Genomic DNA, 17,350 nt, shown 5'->3' with positions numbered 1-17,350 from the left:
ATGGTTTGTTGCGTGGTTTAGCACGTAATTTAGCAAATAAAAACCGAATAGAAAATCCGCGAGGATTTTCGTAAGTAGGCTAGAACTAGCAATAAATTATATACGTTGTTACCTGCAGTTTTTTAATTCCGTTATTATTTTTTCTGTCATATTTACGCCAATTATACAGCCAGAACAAGTTCTTGTAAGCATTGGTTTTCGTTTCAATTCCTCAATTCGAGTGTCAATCGATTTTTTCTGAACGTCACTAAATTCAGTCAGATTACAATAATAAAATTCAACTGCCATTAATCGAGTTGCCGGATTTTTACTGTAAAGCAAATATTCGCAATTATCAATTGAGATGATTTTGTCAAATAGCTTTCTGTTATTCATTAAAGTCATACTTTCTCCACAATAAGTTCCGAAAATTATGGAAGAGAAAGGACTCATTATTTCATTTAGATTGCCTCTATTCCGTTTTTCAATTCCAGCTAAAGGTTCATTAGCATTTTCAATTCCGAAATATATTGGTTCCACTTTATAATCTTCATCAACTTTGAATAGAGTAGAAAGTTTTTCTTTGTAAAGTTTTTTTAGCCTCTTTGATTTATTAGGAATGCGTGTTGTAAGTCGATAGGAAACAATTTCGTTTTTATAGTACAAAATCTCATAATTAATGGTCATACTTCCAAGACCTTTTCCGCTTTGTTTTAATTGGTATCCAAATCCTAAATCCTCACGTTTGTCGTTTTTAACTTCCAGAGTTTTTATTAATTCCTCGGTTGAAGTTTCATAAGCCAATTTCAATTCAGAAACGAAAGATGTGTCAACTCTTACATAATATTTTTCCACTTCAGTTTTTTGGGAAAATGAAAAATTCCAAATTCCTAAAGTCAGTAAAATTGATATGTAGATTGTTTTTTTCAAATTGCAGGTAACGTATTTGTGTATGGTTAGTTGCGTGGTTAAGCTACTAAGTTAGCAAACTAATCACAGATAGAAAATTCCAGCGGAATTTTCGTAAGTCGGCAGTGACCTAGCAATTAATTATACACGGTGTTAGCAACTGTTTTTTATAAATTCTTCAATTCCGTTTTCAGAATGCAAGTCAAAAGATTCGGATTTGTACCAGTCTATAGCAAGAAAGTCATAAGTCTTTACAAATTCAGAAAGTCCATTTTTAAACTTCTTTTCCAATTCTTCGTTTTCTATTCTTCCAGTCGTCCAAATATATTTTAGTTTTCCATTGTCTTCGTCCAGTAAAAGAGCAAACTTATTTGAGCCAAAACCAAACGGAACTTTTTCTCCAGTCAAATGTCCAACATTCTGATGAACAACTTCTTTAATTCTTTCCATTCCATTCTTCTCAAAGATTTCCGCAACAGATTTAAAGTCAATTTTTTTGTCAATAGTCTTTATCGGTATTTCACCAATTTCGGTAATGTCCGTAAATCCGTAACCGTCAAAATGTTCTTTACCAAATTCGTTGACTCTATTTGACTCCTTTTTGATGAATTCTAAATTGTCTTTTGGTAGTAATTCAATCATTAAATGGTCATCTTCCCACAAATGCAATACGTCAGCAAACTCATATGGTTTTTTCTCTTTTGGTTTAATTCCGAATAGTTTTCGTAGGTTCATTCTCAAATTGTTGCTAACTTCTCCGTATATGAAACGTAGCGTGTAAAAAGACACTTTCGTTTCGGATTATACACGAGCCGAATTTTTAAATTTTTCTTTTTATCTTTATTTTGCTAAAAACCAAATTTAAAAATTTGGCGGTCTTCGCAAATACACAAAAACCTTTGGTAAAACCTATAGTAGCTATGTTTTATAAACATTGTTGGGCACAGTAATTATTCATCTAATATCATTTTCATATCAATGACATAAATTGGCTTGGTGAATCCTGATAAAATTAACTCGTGTGTCGAATTTGGAATTTGTTTATTGTTAGTCGATGATAAAGAAGACTTTGAGATTACTTCTAAGTTAATTCCTTTATTTGCCATAGCTTGCTCATCTTCTTCACCTACATTCCAACAAACTATAACATCGATTTCATCAAAAAGTTTCTGTTCATCATTAAAATCTCTGAGGATGTTTTTCAATCTTGCTTTAATTTCTATGACTAATTTTTTGTTTCCCCATTTTGCATATAGATCATACTTATTTCTGTAGCCAGAAACCAATGGTTTTATATCTTTAATAATTCCATTACCTATACACTCATAGAATATTCCTGATACACTCGCTTCTTGATCTCTTGGTGATTTAATAAACTCTGATTTTGAATTTTTTAAATCTATCAACTTGTCAATTTCCGCAAATATTTCTTCTTTGTCCCATTCACTATTATTAGTTACTTCGCCAGAGACATATTTCGTTATATATTTTAAATATTCATTAAATATTTCTTTTGAATATTGCTTATAAATTCGACTTATCATCCCGTGGATAGATTTTCTGCCAATATCAAACTTTAAATGTTGATCCTCGAAAAGTATAAATATGTTTGACCAATAACCAGCATATCCTGTTGTTGGGTGTTCGATAGAAATTCCAGTTGGCATTCCTTTGACGGAAGTAAATATTCCTGAAGAGAATTTTGCATACCCAAGTTCATCCATCCAATCACCATCATCTAAATTCTCTTGTGTACATAAATTAAATTCCATTGACAAATCATCCCAAACCTTTCGCTTAGGAACAAAACAAGTTATGTATTTGATAGTTCTACCAGAGTGATTGAATTCTCCCTTTTTATATATTACTTTATCTTTTAGCTTTCTTCTCTTATCTTGATCAGTTCGGTTGGCATCATTAGCAAATTCAATAAAATCGTCCAAATCAATTTTAGAGTGTTTATCTAAAGATTCATAAACCATCCAATACTTATTACTTAACACACAATTATTTTCTTGGCCATTCAAGTTTTTGTGTTTTAACATTATCTCAATTTGCAGTTCATTATCATCCCACAAATGATTTGCATTTCCTAACGCAGTTTTTGTTCTAAGCACGTATTGTAGTTGTTCAAATGAAAGTTTAAATATTGGACACTCTTTTATTTTTTTAAGCTCAACTCTTGTACCATCAAGTGAAGTGTCTGGATCTTTTAATGTTAATTGTAGACTATTATTCGAAGTGCTGTTTTTCCAACTGTGAGCATCGTTAATTAAAGCAGTTTTCGATCCAATATCAGTTCCACTCGTAATTTTAAAATCGTTACAAGAGAATAAAACAAAGGTTAAACCAACACCTTTTTCTCCAATACTTGTCTCATCATTTTCTTTATCTGTCGAAAATGGTGCTAATAAAATTGGAAGTCGCTCAGGATTTATACCTATTCCATTATCTTGTATTATGATACTTCGATTAATAGAATCAATTTCCAAACTAATTAAACCTTTAGGCGGATTCTTTTTTCTAATAGCATCTACAGAGTTTTGACAAAGTTCTGCAAGAATGTCCCAGTCATTGTTGTAACTATCTTCAATATCATTTATACTTTTTCTAATTTCCCTTAATCCAGGCTTTAAAAAATCAAAAAGTTCACTCATTTGTAATGTTTTTATTGGTTTGGTTTTTATTGTGCCCAACGTGTTTGTATATGGTTTGTTGCGTGGTTTAAGTACCTAATTTAGCAAATAAAAACCGAATAGAAAATCCGCGAGGATTTTCGTAAGTAAGCTAGAACTAGCAATAAATTATATACGGTGTTGTGCGTTCGTATTTATTTTCTCTTATAATGTTTGTCAAATTCTTTCATAATGTTTGGACTATAAAATTTTCTCGGTGTTCCCGTTTTCATTCTAAAATCCATATACCTTTTTCCACATAGTTTATCGTCTTTTTCAATTTCTCTCATAATTTCTCGAAATTCCTTTCCAAATTTTATGTCCTGATATGTTGCTTTTAATTTAGGAACAAGGTCGTCTTTAAATGACCATTTATATTTTGCTGCAAATTGCTCTTCAGCAGAAACTTTTACTGTTATTGCATTTGGGTCGTCATTGTCATAACGAACTGCCATACTTTCGATTGATTTTGAGCGAACGAATTTTGTTTCTAATACTAAACTAATGTTATGCTTTTGTTTTAACTCAGAAGGAAAGTCAGATTCTTTTTTCTCTATATATTTCAGTAAGTTTTTGTGTTGGTCATCTTCATTTGCGATAGAAAAGCTTTCCATTTCATAGGAATGAAAAAAGGAAATAGGCATTAAATAAAAATTGTATTGAGTCAAGTCATATGAAAACCATTCGTTTGCGCATTGAACATAACTTTTCAAGCTAGCAGTTCCAATCTCTAAAACCTTTTTTTCAAATAATTTACTTTCATTAAAAAAGTGAATTGCATTATCTCTAATTTCAACTAAAAGTTCAATGTTTTCTGCTAACCTTGTTTGTAGTTTAAGTTTTTTGATGGCTGAGAAAATATCAATCGTCATATAATTTCCAGAACGATTAACTTTATATTTTGGACGTTTAAATGGCTCTCCATTTTTTTTCCTTGCAGAAGTATCAATTAAATTAATTGATTTTAAATCATTTTTGTTGTCAAATACAATTTTAGCTTTTAAAAGTGTTTCCCAAGCATTGACCATTAAAATAGAAAAACTTTCCTCTCTATATTTAAAGTCAGGTTTATTGTAAATTTCAATTGCAGAAATTGCTGCATTAACTGACTTTTCAAGTAGGTATGAATATTTTGATTTTCTTGCCATTCTCGATTTTCACAGGTTTTTGGTTATATGACGCACAACGGTTTTGTGTATGGTTAGTTGCGTGGTTAAGCACGTAATTTAGCAAATAAAAACCGAATAGAATATTCCGCAGGAATATTCGTAAGTAGGCTAGAACCAAGCAATTAATTATACACGTGGTTGGCGGTAGTTATTTATATTCCGTACATTTTCTTGATAATATTTCCTTTTAATTTTTGTATTGGTTTTAAGTTTGTAAAAGTTAAACTTTTTATGTCATCAGGACAGTTCGTTAATATTTCATAACCATTTTTAGTTATTAATACTGTGTCAGAGTGTCTAAAACCTCCAACGCCTTCGATATAAATTCCTGGTTCAATACTAACAACCATATTTTCCTTTAGAACTGTCTTGTCTCCTTCTGCTAAATAAGGACCTTCGTGATTTCCTAAACCTATTCCGTGACCTGTTCTATGCATTAAGTTTTCTTTTAATCCTTGGTCAATTAAAAATTGTTTCGCAGCTAAATCTACATCTTCTGCAATAACACCAGCTTTTAATACAGCATAACTTCTTCTCCTAGCTTCCATCATTAATTCAAATGCTTCTTCTTGTTCTTTGGTTGGTTTACTTGTGAAAAATGTTCTTTCTAATTCAGCCGAATATCCATTTACTCGTAAAAAAGCTAAGCTAATATGTGAGCCTTCAACTAATATATCTGATACTTTTGGTATTCCGTGAGGTTGATAAGAAATTCTACTAGGCCAAGCCGCAACTAAAATATTTGTGGCTAAATAGTCAAAAGGTGTTTCTTTAATTACTTTTTGTTGAATAGAACGTCCAATTGAAAAAACTTCAAGTTCCGACATTCCGAAATACGCATTTTTATTTAATTTCTCAATACTAATATCACAATATCTCGATGCTTGTTTTATTAACTCAATTTCTGCATTACTTTTTACCCATCTCTGTTCTTCCAACATTGAATTTTCTACAACATTAAGATTAACTGAATTCAAAAAAGCTGAAATTTCGAAAGGTGTTTTAGCTCCAATTCCAATAAGTTTACTGTCTTTTACTATTTCAAGAAGTATATCATTCCAACGTTCCGGTTTTTGAGCAGGATATTCCCAATAATTTTTTATTTTATCGACATTATCAACTTTTTTTAAATGAGCAAGTTCCATTTTTGGAACAATAAAACTGACTTCGCTTTCTGTAATTATTAGTAGAAATAATCTTTCAAGGCTTTTGTAAGTTAATCCAGTTAAATAGTAAATATCTTCTTCTTCCGAAATGATTAAGGTGTCAAGTTCGCTTTTCTCTAATCTTTCTTTAATTGATTTTATTCTCTGTTTGTATTCTAATTTACTTATTCTCAAATTTCAGTTTTTAATGCGTTGCTTTAATTACCGCCAACCCGACGAGGGTTATGAGTTGTTTTGAACTGTAAGATATTGCAAATATCTGTAAGTTTAAAATAACTTATAACCAGAGTTATTGTTCAGTGCGTAGCGAAGCTACTGCGGTGAGCAATAACTCGGGCGAAGCCCTCGTCGGGTTATTGTTAATGCAAGCGTAGCGCAGCATTAACAATAACGGATTTGGCTATGGTTTCGTTGCGGAAAAATCCGCAGGATCTTTTCCGACGTAGCCGAAAGATAGCAAAATTGCGGTGAATTCCGATTAGGAATTCAGCCGCAATGAATTATAGCCGTTGTTGTAGGTAGTTTTTATTCTCTTATTTCGAGTTTTATTCCGTCAGGGTTAAATTTTTTTTCTTTATCTAATTCGTGAGATTCAAGAAATATATTATCGGTTATAGTATGATTATCGACTAATAAATAAGTCATTCTATAGTTTAGCATTTCTTCTCCATTCACGACTGTGTCTCTAATTACTTCTTGCGCTAAAAGTCCAATAAGTATATCATCATACTGATTTTCGAATTCAAATTCCAGAGCATTGTCAACCGTTGTTGTTATACTTGATATACTGTCATATAATCTGTCTGCTTTTTGCTCGAGATAATAAAAGCTCAAAGTTCTTTTGTTCTCTTCATCCAATTCCAACTTTTCGTATTCAGAATGAAGTGAAATATTGGCATTGTAATAACCTTCTTTATTAGATTTTTTGATTTTTAATATATAGAATAGTGAATTTAGAGAATCGATTACACCATTTTCAATAACCTTGTACTGGTTGGTAATAGTATCGTTATTTTTTGATATATAAATTTCAATCTCTTCTTGTCGAAAGTCGTTCAAATTAACTATTAATTTTTCTCTCACGTAGGTTGAATCTTTTAATAGTCGATTTTTTTTAACAAAATCATTTTTTTTCTCTTTGCACGAGGCAATCAGTAGAATTAGAATAAATGAAATTAAATAATGATTTTTCACTTGGGTGTTAAATTACCTACAACGTGTTTGTATATGGTTTGTTGCGTGTTTTAAGCACCTAATTTAGCAAATACAAACCGAATAGAAAATCCGCGAGGATTTTCGTAAGTAGGCGAGAACTAGCAATAAATTATATACGGTGTTGGCAACTGTTATTTATTCTATCCAAAGTTCTTTGATTCCATCTAATTTCCATTTTCTTTTAGTTTTAGACAGGTTTAATTCCAATCCTGTGCTTATTAATCGAATTTCTGCTTTTGCCTTATTCATTTCCTTGTTTATTGAAATGAAATTTATTTCAGGTGATGTTTTAAAATCAGCTTCTCCATATGTCATTGGCATAAGTAAAACTTTACTTAAAAAATCACCACGTTCAAATTTGTCTTTCGAGATGAATTCAGTTAATGCAATTTCAAATTCTGATATTGAGTTTAAAACACTTGCATTTGAAAAATTATTTTTTGGGTAGAATTCTTTTAACGTGTCAATTTTTGTTCCAAAAGTATAAGGTAAACTCGAAGGTGGAATTGCATATTTATATTCTTTAAAATGTTTCCTTTTCATCCAACCATATTTTTCCAATTCAAATGGATGATATATTTCGTAAAATATCTGATATAGATTTGAAGTCAATGAATCATTTATTTCGGGTTCAATTTTCTCAGATTCCGTTTTCCATTTACGAAAGAATAGGTTTAGAGAATCGAAACTTCTTTTTTCGTAAGATTCATTTAGTAAATTGGACAATTCAGTTTTGAGTAAGGTGTCTGCTTTTTTAATTTCTATTTTTTCTGAAGATTCAATTTTAGTTACCAAATTTTCTTTCGGCTTGTTTTCTTTACAAGCTAAAATTCCAAAAAATAATATTATAAGGATTAGGTTTCTCATAATTGTTGCCAACGGTTTTGTATATGGAAAGTTGCGTGTTTGCGTGCGAGGAATTTCCGAAGGAAATTCAGACGTAGCAAACGTGCAACGACCATAGAATTAAGCACAAAATAGCAATTTTTTATATACGGTGTTACCCAACGTTTTTTATTCCGTTTTTTATTTTTTCAATCCAATTTTTTTCAGTCGGTTCAACAATAATTGCTTTAAAATTTAATCTTTTACTCTCGATTCCAACACCTTTTAAATCGTCAATATGTAAGTCAAAATCAAATGCTGGTGGAAACTTGGATGAGTTAATATTCCGAGATTTTAAAACTTTTCGATTTTCTTTTTCGTTTACAATTCGGCTGACTTTTATTCCGTAATATTTTAAAGTCAATCGTATTTTGCTTTTAGTTCTAAATGATGTTGTATAAATATGAATTTCGTGACCTTGGTTTTGTAAATCAGCAATCAATTCACGAGTGCCTTTTCGTATTTCCTCAATTCCGAACAGTTTTGCAATTCCGTTTCTGTTTTCAGTTTCAAATTCCTTTCCGTTCGGAATTAATGTGCTGTCAAGGTCAAAACTTATATTCATTTATTTATGTTCCAATATTGTTTTCGGTTCGATTTCCGTGATTTTTGTCAAATGTTGGGTAACGTGTTTGTGTATGATTTCGTTGCGTGTTTCAGCAACTAATTTAGCAAATACAAACCGAATAGAAAATCCGCGAGGATTTTCGTAAGTAGGCGTGTACTAGCAATGAATTATACACGTCTTAAGTTTGTAATTCACTAAATTTAAATATTAATTAGAAAGAACAAAAGAGAGCATTAAGGTTACTATACACGGTGAAGCTTTAGACTTCGACAACATTGATAATCCGCTCTCTTTTACTACTTAAACTTCGTTCAGTTCTGTGAGACCTAGATCTCGTTTTCAAGTTGTTGAAATGTGAGTAGCATTTGTTCTTTCCAAAATTCAGTTCTTATGACTAAAGATAGAAAAATTTATGGTATCGACATTAGCAAATCTGTATTTGATATATACAGTAAAGCAAAAGGTCACGTTCAATTAAAAAATGATGAATCTGGATTTAAAAAGCTTTTAACAAGCTTACCAAAAGAAGCATTGGTAATTATGGAAGCAACAGGCTATTATCATTACAGATTAGCACAGTTTTTAAATAAAAATGGAGTATTAGTTTCTGTAGTAAATCCTTTATCAGTAAAACGCTTTATCCAAATGAAATTAGCTAAAGTAAAGACAGATAAAAGCGATGCAAAAGCAATATGTGAGTATGGTACATTTAATAATGTACCCTTATATAATGCATTAAGTGATGTTCAGGCAGAATGCTTACAACTGTTTAGATTACTGGATAGTTACGTAAAAAAGAGCACCGCAACTAAAAATAAAATACACGGAGAAGATGTTTTAGGCACTCCATCAAAAACAGTTTATCGTTCTTTAAAAAGAAACTTAAGTCATTTAAAAAAAGAGATAAAACTCTTAGAAGATAGATTGTTAGAATTGGTGAAACAAGACCAACAACACCAATTGACTTTATTACAAAGTATACCAGGAATAGGTATGAAAACAGCTTTATTTTTAATAGTAGTAACCGATGGATTTAAAAAGTTTGAAAGCGCATCACAGCTTTGTAGTTATGTAGGTATTACACCTACGATTCGGGAATCAGGAAGTAGTGTGCGAGGACGGAGTCGCATAAGTAAAGTGGGTAATAAAAAACTTAGAAATTTATTGTTTTTAGCAGCCTTTTCAGCCTATAAATACAACAAATCTTGTAAAGCATTATTTGACAGAATAGTAGCCAAAGGAAAGAGTAAAAAACTAGCGTTAATAGCTGTAGCAAATAAGCTATTAAAACAAGCCTTTGCTATTGCAAAAAGTGGGTTGCCTTACGATGAAAACTTTGTTTCAAAATTAGCTTAAAATTGCTTGTTTTTTAACTCAGTTCTTTGTTGTGTGTAGTTTTATTTTATAATAGAATCAACTATTACTCCTCTTTCAGCTACTAATGTTTTAAGAACTCTTCCTTTTTTATCAAAAAAATAAATATTATCAGTTAAGTATTTATTTTTAGCTTTTAATTCTTGTTTTTTTTCTCCTGTTTCATAATACTTAATATATTTTCCATCAAGCACATTGTTCTTTAATTGCATCCACTCTTTCATATTTTCGTTTTCATAATATGTAATAGAAACCCCATTGAGTTTATCATTTTTAACTTCACTCTCTGTTTTGAGTTTGCCGTTTGAGTAATAAGTAAACTCTTTACCATTTGATATTTTTGAAATAGTATCCAATGATACAAGAGTCATTTTTTCTAAAGTACCATTTTCATAAAAATACATTGAAGTGTCTTTTACTATTCCATACCATGAATTCGCCCAGAATCTTTTAGAGCCATTAGGATAAAATTGTTCAATTCTTCCATGAATTTTGCCATCCTTAATAAAATGCTTTTCGTCAATTTTTCCATTTTCATGGTAAATTATTCCTTGCCCAGACTCTTCACCCATGTCCCAATATGCAATATTTCTCCTATTTCCATTTTTCCAATAATTTTCACTTTTACCATGAGCGAAGTTGTCTTTCATTTCAGTTATTCTGATTAAAGAACCATCTTCACTTCTGTAGAACTTCCAAATACCTTGTCTTAAATTATCTTCAACTAATCCTTCTTGTATTACAGGTCCATTAGGTGAATAATTATGTTTGAAGTATCCATTTTCTAAATGCTCTTTTATTAATGAGTCTTTTTTAACCCAATGATTTTTAATGAGTTCTTCATTTTTGTCATAATATTTTACCGTTCTATTAGGAAATGAATCAATAATTTCAATCTCACTAAACACATTGCTATTATCATAAAAATAAGTGAGATTTCCTTTTTTATATTTAAAGTTTGAGTTTGGACTTATTTTTTGCCAATATCCTTTTTTCCCATCTTCCTTATAAAAAAGATAATTGGAATTTCTGTACTTATCATCTTTAATATTATCCGAACATGAAATTAAGATTGTAAAAAGCAGAAGTGATGACAATATTTGTTTTAACATATTAAGGTTTAAATTACACACAACGTGTTTGTATATGGTTTGTTGCGTGGTTAAGCACTTAATTTAGCAAATAAAAACCGAATAAAAAATCCGCGAGGATTTTCGTAAGTAGGCAAGAACTAGCAATAAATTATATACGGTGTTACCATACGTTATTTTTTCAGTCCGTTAATTATGACTTGTTTAATTTCGTTTTGATGTATAGTTTTATCTTGACTGATCAAAATATATATTCTGTTTTTATTTTTCCACCACATTATTCCTTTTTCATTTATACAACTTTGGATTCGTGAATGATTTAAACGGTTTAAAATTCTACAAAACTTTGAAGCTTCTTTCTTATTTTCAAATTGCCATTCCTTAAATTCAATCACATATTTTTCATTCCATTTGTTGGTAGATAATTCAGCAGATGTTGCAAAGTTGATAGATATAAAATTCAGTTTCAACAGTTTCTTTAATTCTTCTTTTTCTCCGCATTTATTTAATTGATTCACAAAATCCTCTTTTGGTTTTGTTCCGATTGAGTATGATTCGGACGTGTTATTAAAACCAAGTTTTTTATCAAGTGAATTTATTGCATTTTCAAATTTATTCTGACTAAACGTAAATGAGAATTGTCCAATTAGTATAAAAGCGAATATGAGGTTTTTCATAATGTATGGTAACTATTATATATACCAAACATAATCATTTTTGTACCGGTTAGCAAACAAATTTGGCGGTATATACCAACTTTTATTAAAGTTTGTATATATTTTATTTTTGGCAGGTTATCGCAACTTTTTAGTTTTTTAAAAGACATATTATCAACCTAATAAATTCCTATTACGGTTGTACAAAAAAACATTCTATATAAATAGGTTGTTAATAGATATACCTAGTTCATATTGCATCAATATTTTATTTAGTTAAGTTTTCTAGACAAATATCAACTAAATCATCACCATCATTAATATTAGATGATTCTACGAGCTTACTGCATATAATTTTAAATCCTTTAGTATTTAATTGACTACAAACATTTAACCATGCTTTATATTCAGATTTATCAGGATAAGCTATAATTTGCCTATTTTTAATTGGCAACAATAATGACTCTTTAAAATTAAATTTACTTCCTGTTGCCATCCATATATTAGAAGGAAATATAATACTCATTATTATTGCAGTTTTTTCACTTTCTACAATACAAATTGTTTTGTAGCTTTCTTGTTTTGTAATGCAGTGTAATCCAAATAAACACTGTTGTAATACAAAATCATTTAGATTTAGTTTTTTATGCATCCAATTAACATGATTATACGGTTTTTTAATCCTTTTGCCTGTATTACAATCATACAGCATTATTTTGCCAGCTCTAACTTTTCTATGATCATCTATTTGCCAGAACACCGTATCTCCTCTCCAATAGTTTGTATTACCTATTTTGTATAATTCACTTACTCGTTTTATGTCTATGGGTACAAAATGTTGACGTAAATAGTTTATAAAATTATTTGTATTACAATTATTTATAGTTTGTAAAACAGAACTTGCTTTGTGATACGTTGGTTTATTAATAAATGTATTACCAGAAATTACAGAAGTTACACATTTATTGTTATTAGGTTTCTTAAAATAACCGCATTTACTTTCCCTATCACATCTACCATCAACTGCATTTATATAATGTTGATTTTGAGTATCAACGTATCTTACAAAAGTTTTCTTATTACAATTTGGACAATAATATTTTTTACTTGATTTGTCAAGTTGATATTTAAAATTCATACACTTTTTTATGTTCGTACCACTCGTACTATTACAGGAGTACGAATGGTACGAGTTTTTCTTATTTTATTTTATTGAAATGATTTTCGATTAAAAATTCAATAGCATCATCTACTGTAAAATCTGGCACCTTCTTACGTTTGCTTTTTGTTATTGGTGAACTTTCTTTAATCTCTGGTAAACTACCTAGTAATTTATATAGCTTATTAAGCTCTTTTTTTGGAAGTGCTTTAGCAATATTATATACGTCGGTAGCCTGCATTAAACTATAGGTTTAATTTTTTGCGACGTTTTCTTACAGTACTTTCACTAATGCCTAATTCTTCCCCAATTTTAACATTGCTTAACCCATCTTTAATTAGTTTAATCATTTTATCGTCTCTATCCTCAAGACTGCCTAAAACAGGTGATTTTAAATGAGACTTTTCCTCATCAAATTCAATAAAATTGAATGTTAGGAAATTGATATTTTTCTCTATACTACACACAATTACATTACTAGAATGATATAATTGCTCTGTATTACGTTGTTTAATTTGTTTTAAATATCTGTAGTTATGAGTTTGAGAACTTTCACCAATTGCAAATGAACTGTCACAAAAATTCATCAACATTTTACTCCCTGCCAAATCATTTTTTGTTAATGGTTTTGAATTATCACGCTTTGGAGTGTGAGATAGTACTAGAATTGAAATGGATGCACTTTTAGTTAGCTTTTTCAAAACCTTCATTAAATGCAAAGCATATTTAGCTTTCTCATTATCATTATTCAAATACGTTAAATTATCTATAATCAATACTTCAACGTCGTTATGATCGACAGTTTGTTCTAAAGTATCACATATATAATCTTCAATTGTATTACAACCTTTAGGAAGTGTTAATTCTGAATTTAACTCTGCACGTAAAAAATTATCACTAAAAGAATAGTGCTTAGTATAATCTAGAGAGTAGCGATTTTCTAATTGTTTATCTGATAGCTCAAAATCAAGATAAAGTACTTTTTTGGGTTTAGCTTCTAATTTAAAACCATAAATTGGCTTACCCTTACTCAAGCTATCAGCTATTTGTACTGCTAATATTGATTTACCTAAATTGGTATCTGCAAATAATATACATAGTTCATTTTCATACCAGAATTCACTAAATAGCATATTTGGTATTGGTCGTTTCTTTGCCTCTTCTATCCATTTTTTTGTCTTTTTTATAATAAGACAACCTTGAGTAGCTGCTGAAAGTTCTAATTTACTTTCGTTACTCTGAATATCATCAGCAATCTTTTGAATTGCTGAATCATTCATCGTTCTTAAAATTTTTATTAGTAACAGCCTCAGAAAGATCTAAATCACTTAAATTGATATAGAACACTTCTCGCTCCTCTTCTTCTAATAAGCCTCGCCTTCTTAAATTATGAATAATTATATCCCTTATGACTTTTGAAATGGATTCGTCATATTCTTCTGATAAAATTTCAAGCTGTTCTTTAACGTCACACGTTACTCTAAAATTGATTGTTGTTTTCATTTATACTTATATTAATTAATCATTTAATAGTTAAATGCTTATTAAAAAGTATATATCATTTAGCACTAGCTAATAAGATTTAACTAGTTGCAAATTGTGAAACATCTCAACTCTAAAAAAGGGAAAAAAAAGGGGAAATTTTGGGGAAATCCACTTATTTTTAGGGGAAATTTTTGATTTTTGGGGAATTTTATAATTTCTACATTCTAGAATTGAATTTCTGCCACTCTTTTTTTAGAGTTTCTTTTCTTTCTATGTGTTTTTTCGATGAAGAACTTGGTTCCTTAATTGTACCTATGTCTTCATTAAAATTATTATTAATTATCTGAGTAAATAAGTCAGCATTCGGCATTTGCAAATTAAGATCTTTTTTAAAAAAGTAAAATAAAGAAATATAAAATGCTCTATTCGTATTTTCTTGACTTTCAATTTGAGTCACGATAAATTTTATTAGCTCCAGTGATTCAAATTCGCTTTTATATTGTCCGTATATAATTTTTGCCTTTTCATTATTTTTTGATGAATCCTTAACTTCAAACAGAAACTTATCATTCAAGTATTTTAATATTCTTGAACCTATTTCAAAATCTATAATTTCTTGTAACCATGGATTTTCATCAAAAAAAGTAATATCAAAAAATTCTGTATTACCAACTAAATAATGATATATGGATTCTTTTTGGTTTCTTAACCTATCAATATATTTGTATTCTCTTTCCCTATCTATTAGTTCAAACCTATTTATGCCAATTTCTCCATGACGATTTTTCATTAAAGGAATATATTTTACATCTACAATTGTTTCGAAGATGTTTTTAAAGTCTTTAGAAGCGAACGTTTTAATTTTCTTATCTGTTAAGAGGTTTGTTTGCAAAACAAAGTCTTTTTTATACTTATAAACATCACTCTCAATAAGCCTAGAATAGTGTTGTAATAAAAAACACATATAATCTTTAGCTACATGCTTAGAGTAATTATAATTAGTTGTTTTTAATTTGTGTTTCTTTTTATAGAAGAGTTTAGATATACCTCTTTTTACTGAATCATTAGAAACTATAGAAGCACTAAAAGTTATTAGCTTCTTTTCTTTTAATAAGTTTACTATAGAATCTTCATCAAGATTTTTTATTTGTGCTTCGTCTAAGAAACCAAAATATTTAAGCTTCATTTATTTTAAAAGTTTTGAGTAGTCATCTGGTAAAACAGCATCTATATCTCTTAAATACTGTTCTAAAGCATTCATTGTTGCATGACCGGTTATTAACATTAATTTACTTTTTACTTCGTGAGGAGTAAATGTTTTGGCTAAGTTTTGATACATAATTGTAATATAGGTATGCCTAAAACTATACAAACCATAATTCTTACCTAAACCAAAATGGTCTTTTACTTTTTTAAATTTTTTAGTAAAATAATCACGTCTATTACTTTCATTCGTATCCCATTCACCTCCAATATTATTTGGTGTAAAAAGCAATAAGTCTGTTTTTTTACCATGTAAAATTTCTAATTCACTCAACAGAATATCAGGTATTATTTTAACCTTTACAGGCTTATTTTTAGCTCTAACATATAATTTTTTATCAACTAAATCTAAATCTCCTATTTTTAATCTACAAACCTCTATTGGTCTCAAGGTATTAAAGGCTATGAATTTGACAAACAAGCTTAAAATCGGATCTTCTTTATCTAAATAATCATGTATTTCTTTTAATTGACTTGTCTTATAGGTTTTGTTTCTTTCTGGAATAGCTTTTAATACATTAATTTTTTTTATAAAATTTTCTTGTATTACATCGTTATCTTCTAAAACTTGAAAAAGAGAAGATAAATCTGTTCTTGTATTATTTCTATTTCTAGGGCTTGAATTTTGTAATACAGTATTAAGGTATTCTATAACATGCTTTTTAGTAATTGTTGTAATACATTTTTGCATTTCAAAATTACTCTCAAGCAACCACTTTTTAAACCTATTTATTCGGCTTTTAAATTTAGGATAAGAATTTTCATTTAACACCTTATTTTTAGTGTCTAGCCCAAGTTTAAAAGCATCCTCAATATTTAATACAACAGTATTTTCTTCAGTTTCATTACTGTCTTGAATAGATTCTAATCTAGTTGTACTTTTATTTTTACTGTTTGATTTGTTTTGAAATTTTTGCTGAATATATTCTTCTAGTGATACATTTATATTATATGGACTAAAACCATCTTGTAGTACAATTTCTAATCCTTTCTTTAGCATTTTAAGCACATGGTACCTACTTTGCTTATCTTTATATTGATTAGCACCTCCTTTTATATTAGACTGCCTTACGAGCTTGCCAGATTTTGGATTTCTATAAGAATAATAAACATACCAATATTTAGACAACGCATCTTTTTGTTCTTTTTTGGACAGTTTAGACCACTGATGTATATCTACACCACCTGTATAAATTTTAGGTTTAGAATAGTTAAGCTTCATTGGGAAATCGTGTACTAAATCGTGTACTTTTTGTAAATGTAAGAAAATTGAAGACATAAAAAAACGGATTGTGAGACACAATCCGTTGATTTTATTAGCTTGAAGCTTAGTAGCGGGAACTGGACTCGAACCAGTGACCTTCGGGTTATGAGCCCGACGAGCTACCTACTGCTCTATCCCGCGATTTAATCTCTTAAATAATTTACTTAGCTTTTAACTTTCGGTTCATAATGCCGACCAATTATTTAGGACTGCAAATATACAATCATTTTTAGATATAACAAGCATTTATTTAATAAATTTTATTGCTCAATATTTAATGCTTCAAAACCAACAAGTTGCAAGTCTTCAAAATGAGGTTTTATTTGTATTGGGTTACAGCAAACTTCGCAATCTTCTACATAAGTTTGTTCTCTAACACTACTATCTAAAAGCATTGAGATAGTTTCCCAACAATATGGACATTGAAAAAAATGTTCGTACATAATGGATTCTATTTTTGTAAAAATAAAAAGAGCCAGTTAAAATAACCGG

Annotated in this window: 18 protein-coding genes and 1 tRNA gene; 1 reads left to right on the top strand and 18 read right to left on the bottom strand. The window is 29.5% G+C overall.

The genetic code is table 11. The features are described from left to right. Positions 1-108: 108 nt before the first annotated feature. From LACAL_RS07880 to LACAL_RS07845, 8 genes are all read right to left on the bottom strand, one after another. Positions 109-909, bottom strand: coding sequence for a hypothetical protein (locus tag LACAL_RS07880; protein WP_237700979.1), 801 nt, complete (start codon positions 907-909; stop codon positions 109-111). A gap of 132 nt (positions 910-1,041) precedes the next feature. After that, complete coding sequence (locus tag LACAL_RS07875) at positions 1,042-1,623, bottom strand: hypothetical protein (RefSeq protein ID WP_013870194.1); 582 nt, start codon at positions 1,621-1,623, stop codon at positions 1,042-1,044. Between the two features lie 215 nt (positions 1,624-1,838). Then, positions 1,839-3,545 (bottom strand): ATP-binding protein, encoded by a 1,707-nt coding sequence (locus LACAL_RS07870; protein ID WP_013870193.1) that lies wholly within the window; start codon positions 3,543-3,545, stop codon positions 1,839-1,841. 173 nt (positions 3,546-3,718) lie between these two features. Next, positions 3,719-4,711, bottom strand: a complete 993-nt coding sequence (locus LACAL_RS07865) for a DUF3644 domain-containing protein (RefSeq protein WP_013870192.1) — start codon at positions 4,709-4,711, stop codon at positions 3,719-3,721. Between the two features lie 173 nt (positions 4,712-4,884). Beyond that, the gene (locus tag LACAL_RS07860) at positions 4,885-6,072 is read right to left on the bottom strand and encodes a Xaa-Pro peptidase family protein (protein WP_013870191.1); all 1,188 of its coding nucleotides are present in this window, start codon (positions 6,070-6,072) and stop codon (positions 4,885-4,887) included. A gap of 351 nt (positions 6,073-6,423) precedes the next feature. After that, the gene (locus LACAL_RS07855) at positions 6,424-6,981 is read right to left on the bottom strand and encodes a hypothetical protein (RefSeq protein ID WP_013870190.1); all 558 of its coding nucleotides are present in this window, start codon (positions 6,979-6,981) and stop codon (positions 6,424-6,426) included. Positions 6,982-7,248: 267 nt separating this feature from the next. After that, entirely contained in the window at positions 7,249-7,980 is a 732-nt protein-coding gene (locus LACAL_RS15385) for a hypothetical protein (RefSeq protein ID WP_013870189.1), read from the bottom strand. Positions 7,981-8,113: 133 nt separating this feature from the next. Continuing rightward, positions 8,114-8,563, bottom strand: coding sequence for a hypothetical protein (locus tag LACAL_RS07845; RefSeq protein WP_013870188.1), 450 nt, complete (start codon positions 8,561-8,563; stop codon positions 8,114-8,116). A 393-nt stretch (positions 8,564-8,956) separates the two neighbouring features. Here LACAL_RS07845 and LACAL_RS07840 point away from each other — a divergent pair, with 393 nt between their 5' ends. Next, positions 8,957-9,922: an IS110 family transposase gene (locus tag LACAL_RS07840; RefSeq protein WP_013870187.1), complete on the top strand. Its 966-nt coding sequence runs from the start codon at positions 8,957-8,959 to the stop codon at positions 9,920-9,922. A gap of 41 nt (positions 9,923-9,963) precedes the next feature. Here the strand turns inward: LACAL_RS07840 and LACAL_RS07835 are convergent, their stop codons facing one another. From LACAL_RS07835 to LACAL_RS07790, 10 genes are all read right to left on the bottom strand, one after another. After that, the gene (locus LACAL_RS07835; RefSeq protein WP_013870186.1) at positions 9,964-11,052 is read right to left on the bottom strand and encodes a toxin-antitoxin system YwqK family antitoxin; all 1,089 of its coding nucleotides are present in this window, start codon (positions 11,050-11,052) and stop codon (positions 9,964-9,966) included. Between the two features lie 152 nt (positions 11,053-11,204). Next, positions 11,205-11,708, bottom strand: a complete 504-nt coding sequence (locus tag LACAL_RS07830; protein ID WP_013870185.1) for a hypothetical protein — start codon at positions 11,706-11,708, stop codon at positions 11,205-11,207. 247 nt (positions 11,709-11,955) lie between these two features. Beyond that, entirely contained in the window at positions 11,956-12,825 is an 870-nt protein-coding gene (locus LACAL_RS07825; RefSeq protein ID WP_013870184.1) for a DUF6371 domain-containing protein, read from the bottom strand. Positions 12,826-12,886: 61 nt separating this feature from the next. Continuing rightward, on the bottom strand, positions 12,887-13,087 hold the full coding sequence (locus LACAL_RS07820) for a hypothetical protein (protein ID WP_013870183.1): 201 nt from the start codon (positions 13,085-13,087) through the stop codon (positions 12,887-12,889). Between the two features lie 4 nt (positions 13,088-13,091). Then, positions 13,092-14,126 carry an AAA family ATPase gene (locus LACAL_RS07815; RefSeq protein WP_013870182.1) on the bottom strand — a complete coding sequence of 345 codons (1,035 nt, stop codon included), beginning with the start codon at positions 14,124-14,126 and terminating at the stop codon, positions 13,092-13,094. Then, complete coding sequence (locus LACAL_RS07810) at positions 14,119-14,349, bottom strand: hypothetical protein (RefSeq protein WP_013870181.1); 231 nt, start codon at positions 14,347-14,349, stop codon at positions 14,119-14,121. Before LACAL_RS07810 ends, LACAL_RS07815 begins: the two co-directional genes overlap by 8 nt. Before the next feature lie 199 nt (positions 14,350-14,548). Further along, positions 14,549-15,517 carry a hypothetical protein gene (locus tag LACAL_RS07805; RefSeq protein ID WP_013870180.1) on the bottom strand — a complete coding sequence of 323 codons (969 nt, stop codon included), beginning with the start codon at positions 15,515-15,517 and terminating at the stop codon, positions 14,549-14,551. Then, positions 15,518-16,873: a site-specific integrase gene (locus LACAL_RS07800; RefSeq protein WP_013870179.1), complete on the bottom strand. Its 1,356-nt coding sequence runs from the start codon at positions 16,871-16,873 to the stop codon at positions 15,518-15,520. Positions 16,874-16,926: 53 nt separating this feature from the next. Beyond that, positions 16,927-16,999 (bottom strand) — tRNA-Met (locus LACAL_RS07795). Between the two features lie 119 nt (positions 17,000-17,118). Continuing rightward, positions 17,119-17,301, bottom strand: a complete 183-nt coding sequence (locus LACAL_RS07790; protein WP_013870178.1) for a CPXCG motif-containing cysteine-rich protein — start codon at positions 17,299-17,301, stop codon at positions 17,119-17,121. Positions 17,302-17,350: the final 49 nt, after the last annotated feature.

It is taken from the genome of Lacinutrix sp. 5H-3-7-4, assembly GCF_000211855.2.
GTDB lineage: Bacteria > Bacteroidota > Bacteroidia > Flavobacteriales > Flavobacteriaceae > Lacinutrix.
Note: the sequence above shows the minus strand (reverse complement) of the source record. Positions and strands in the feature narration are given on the sequence as shown.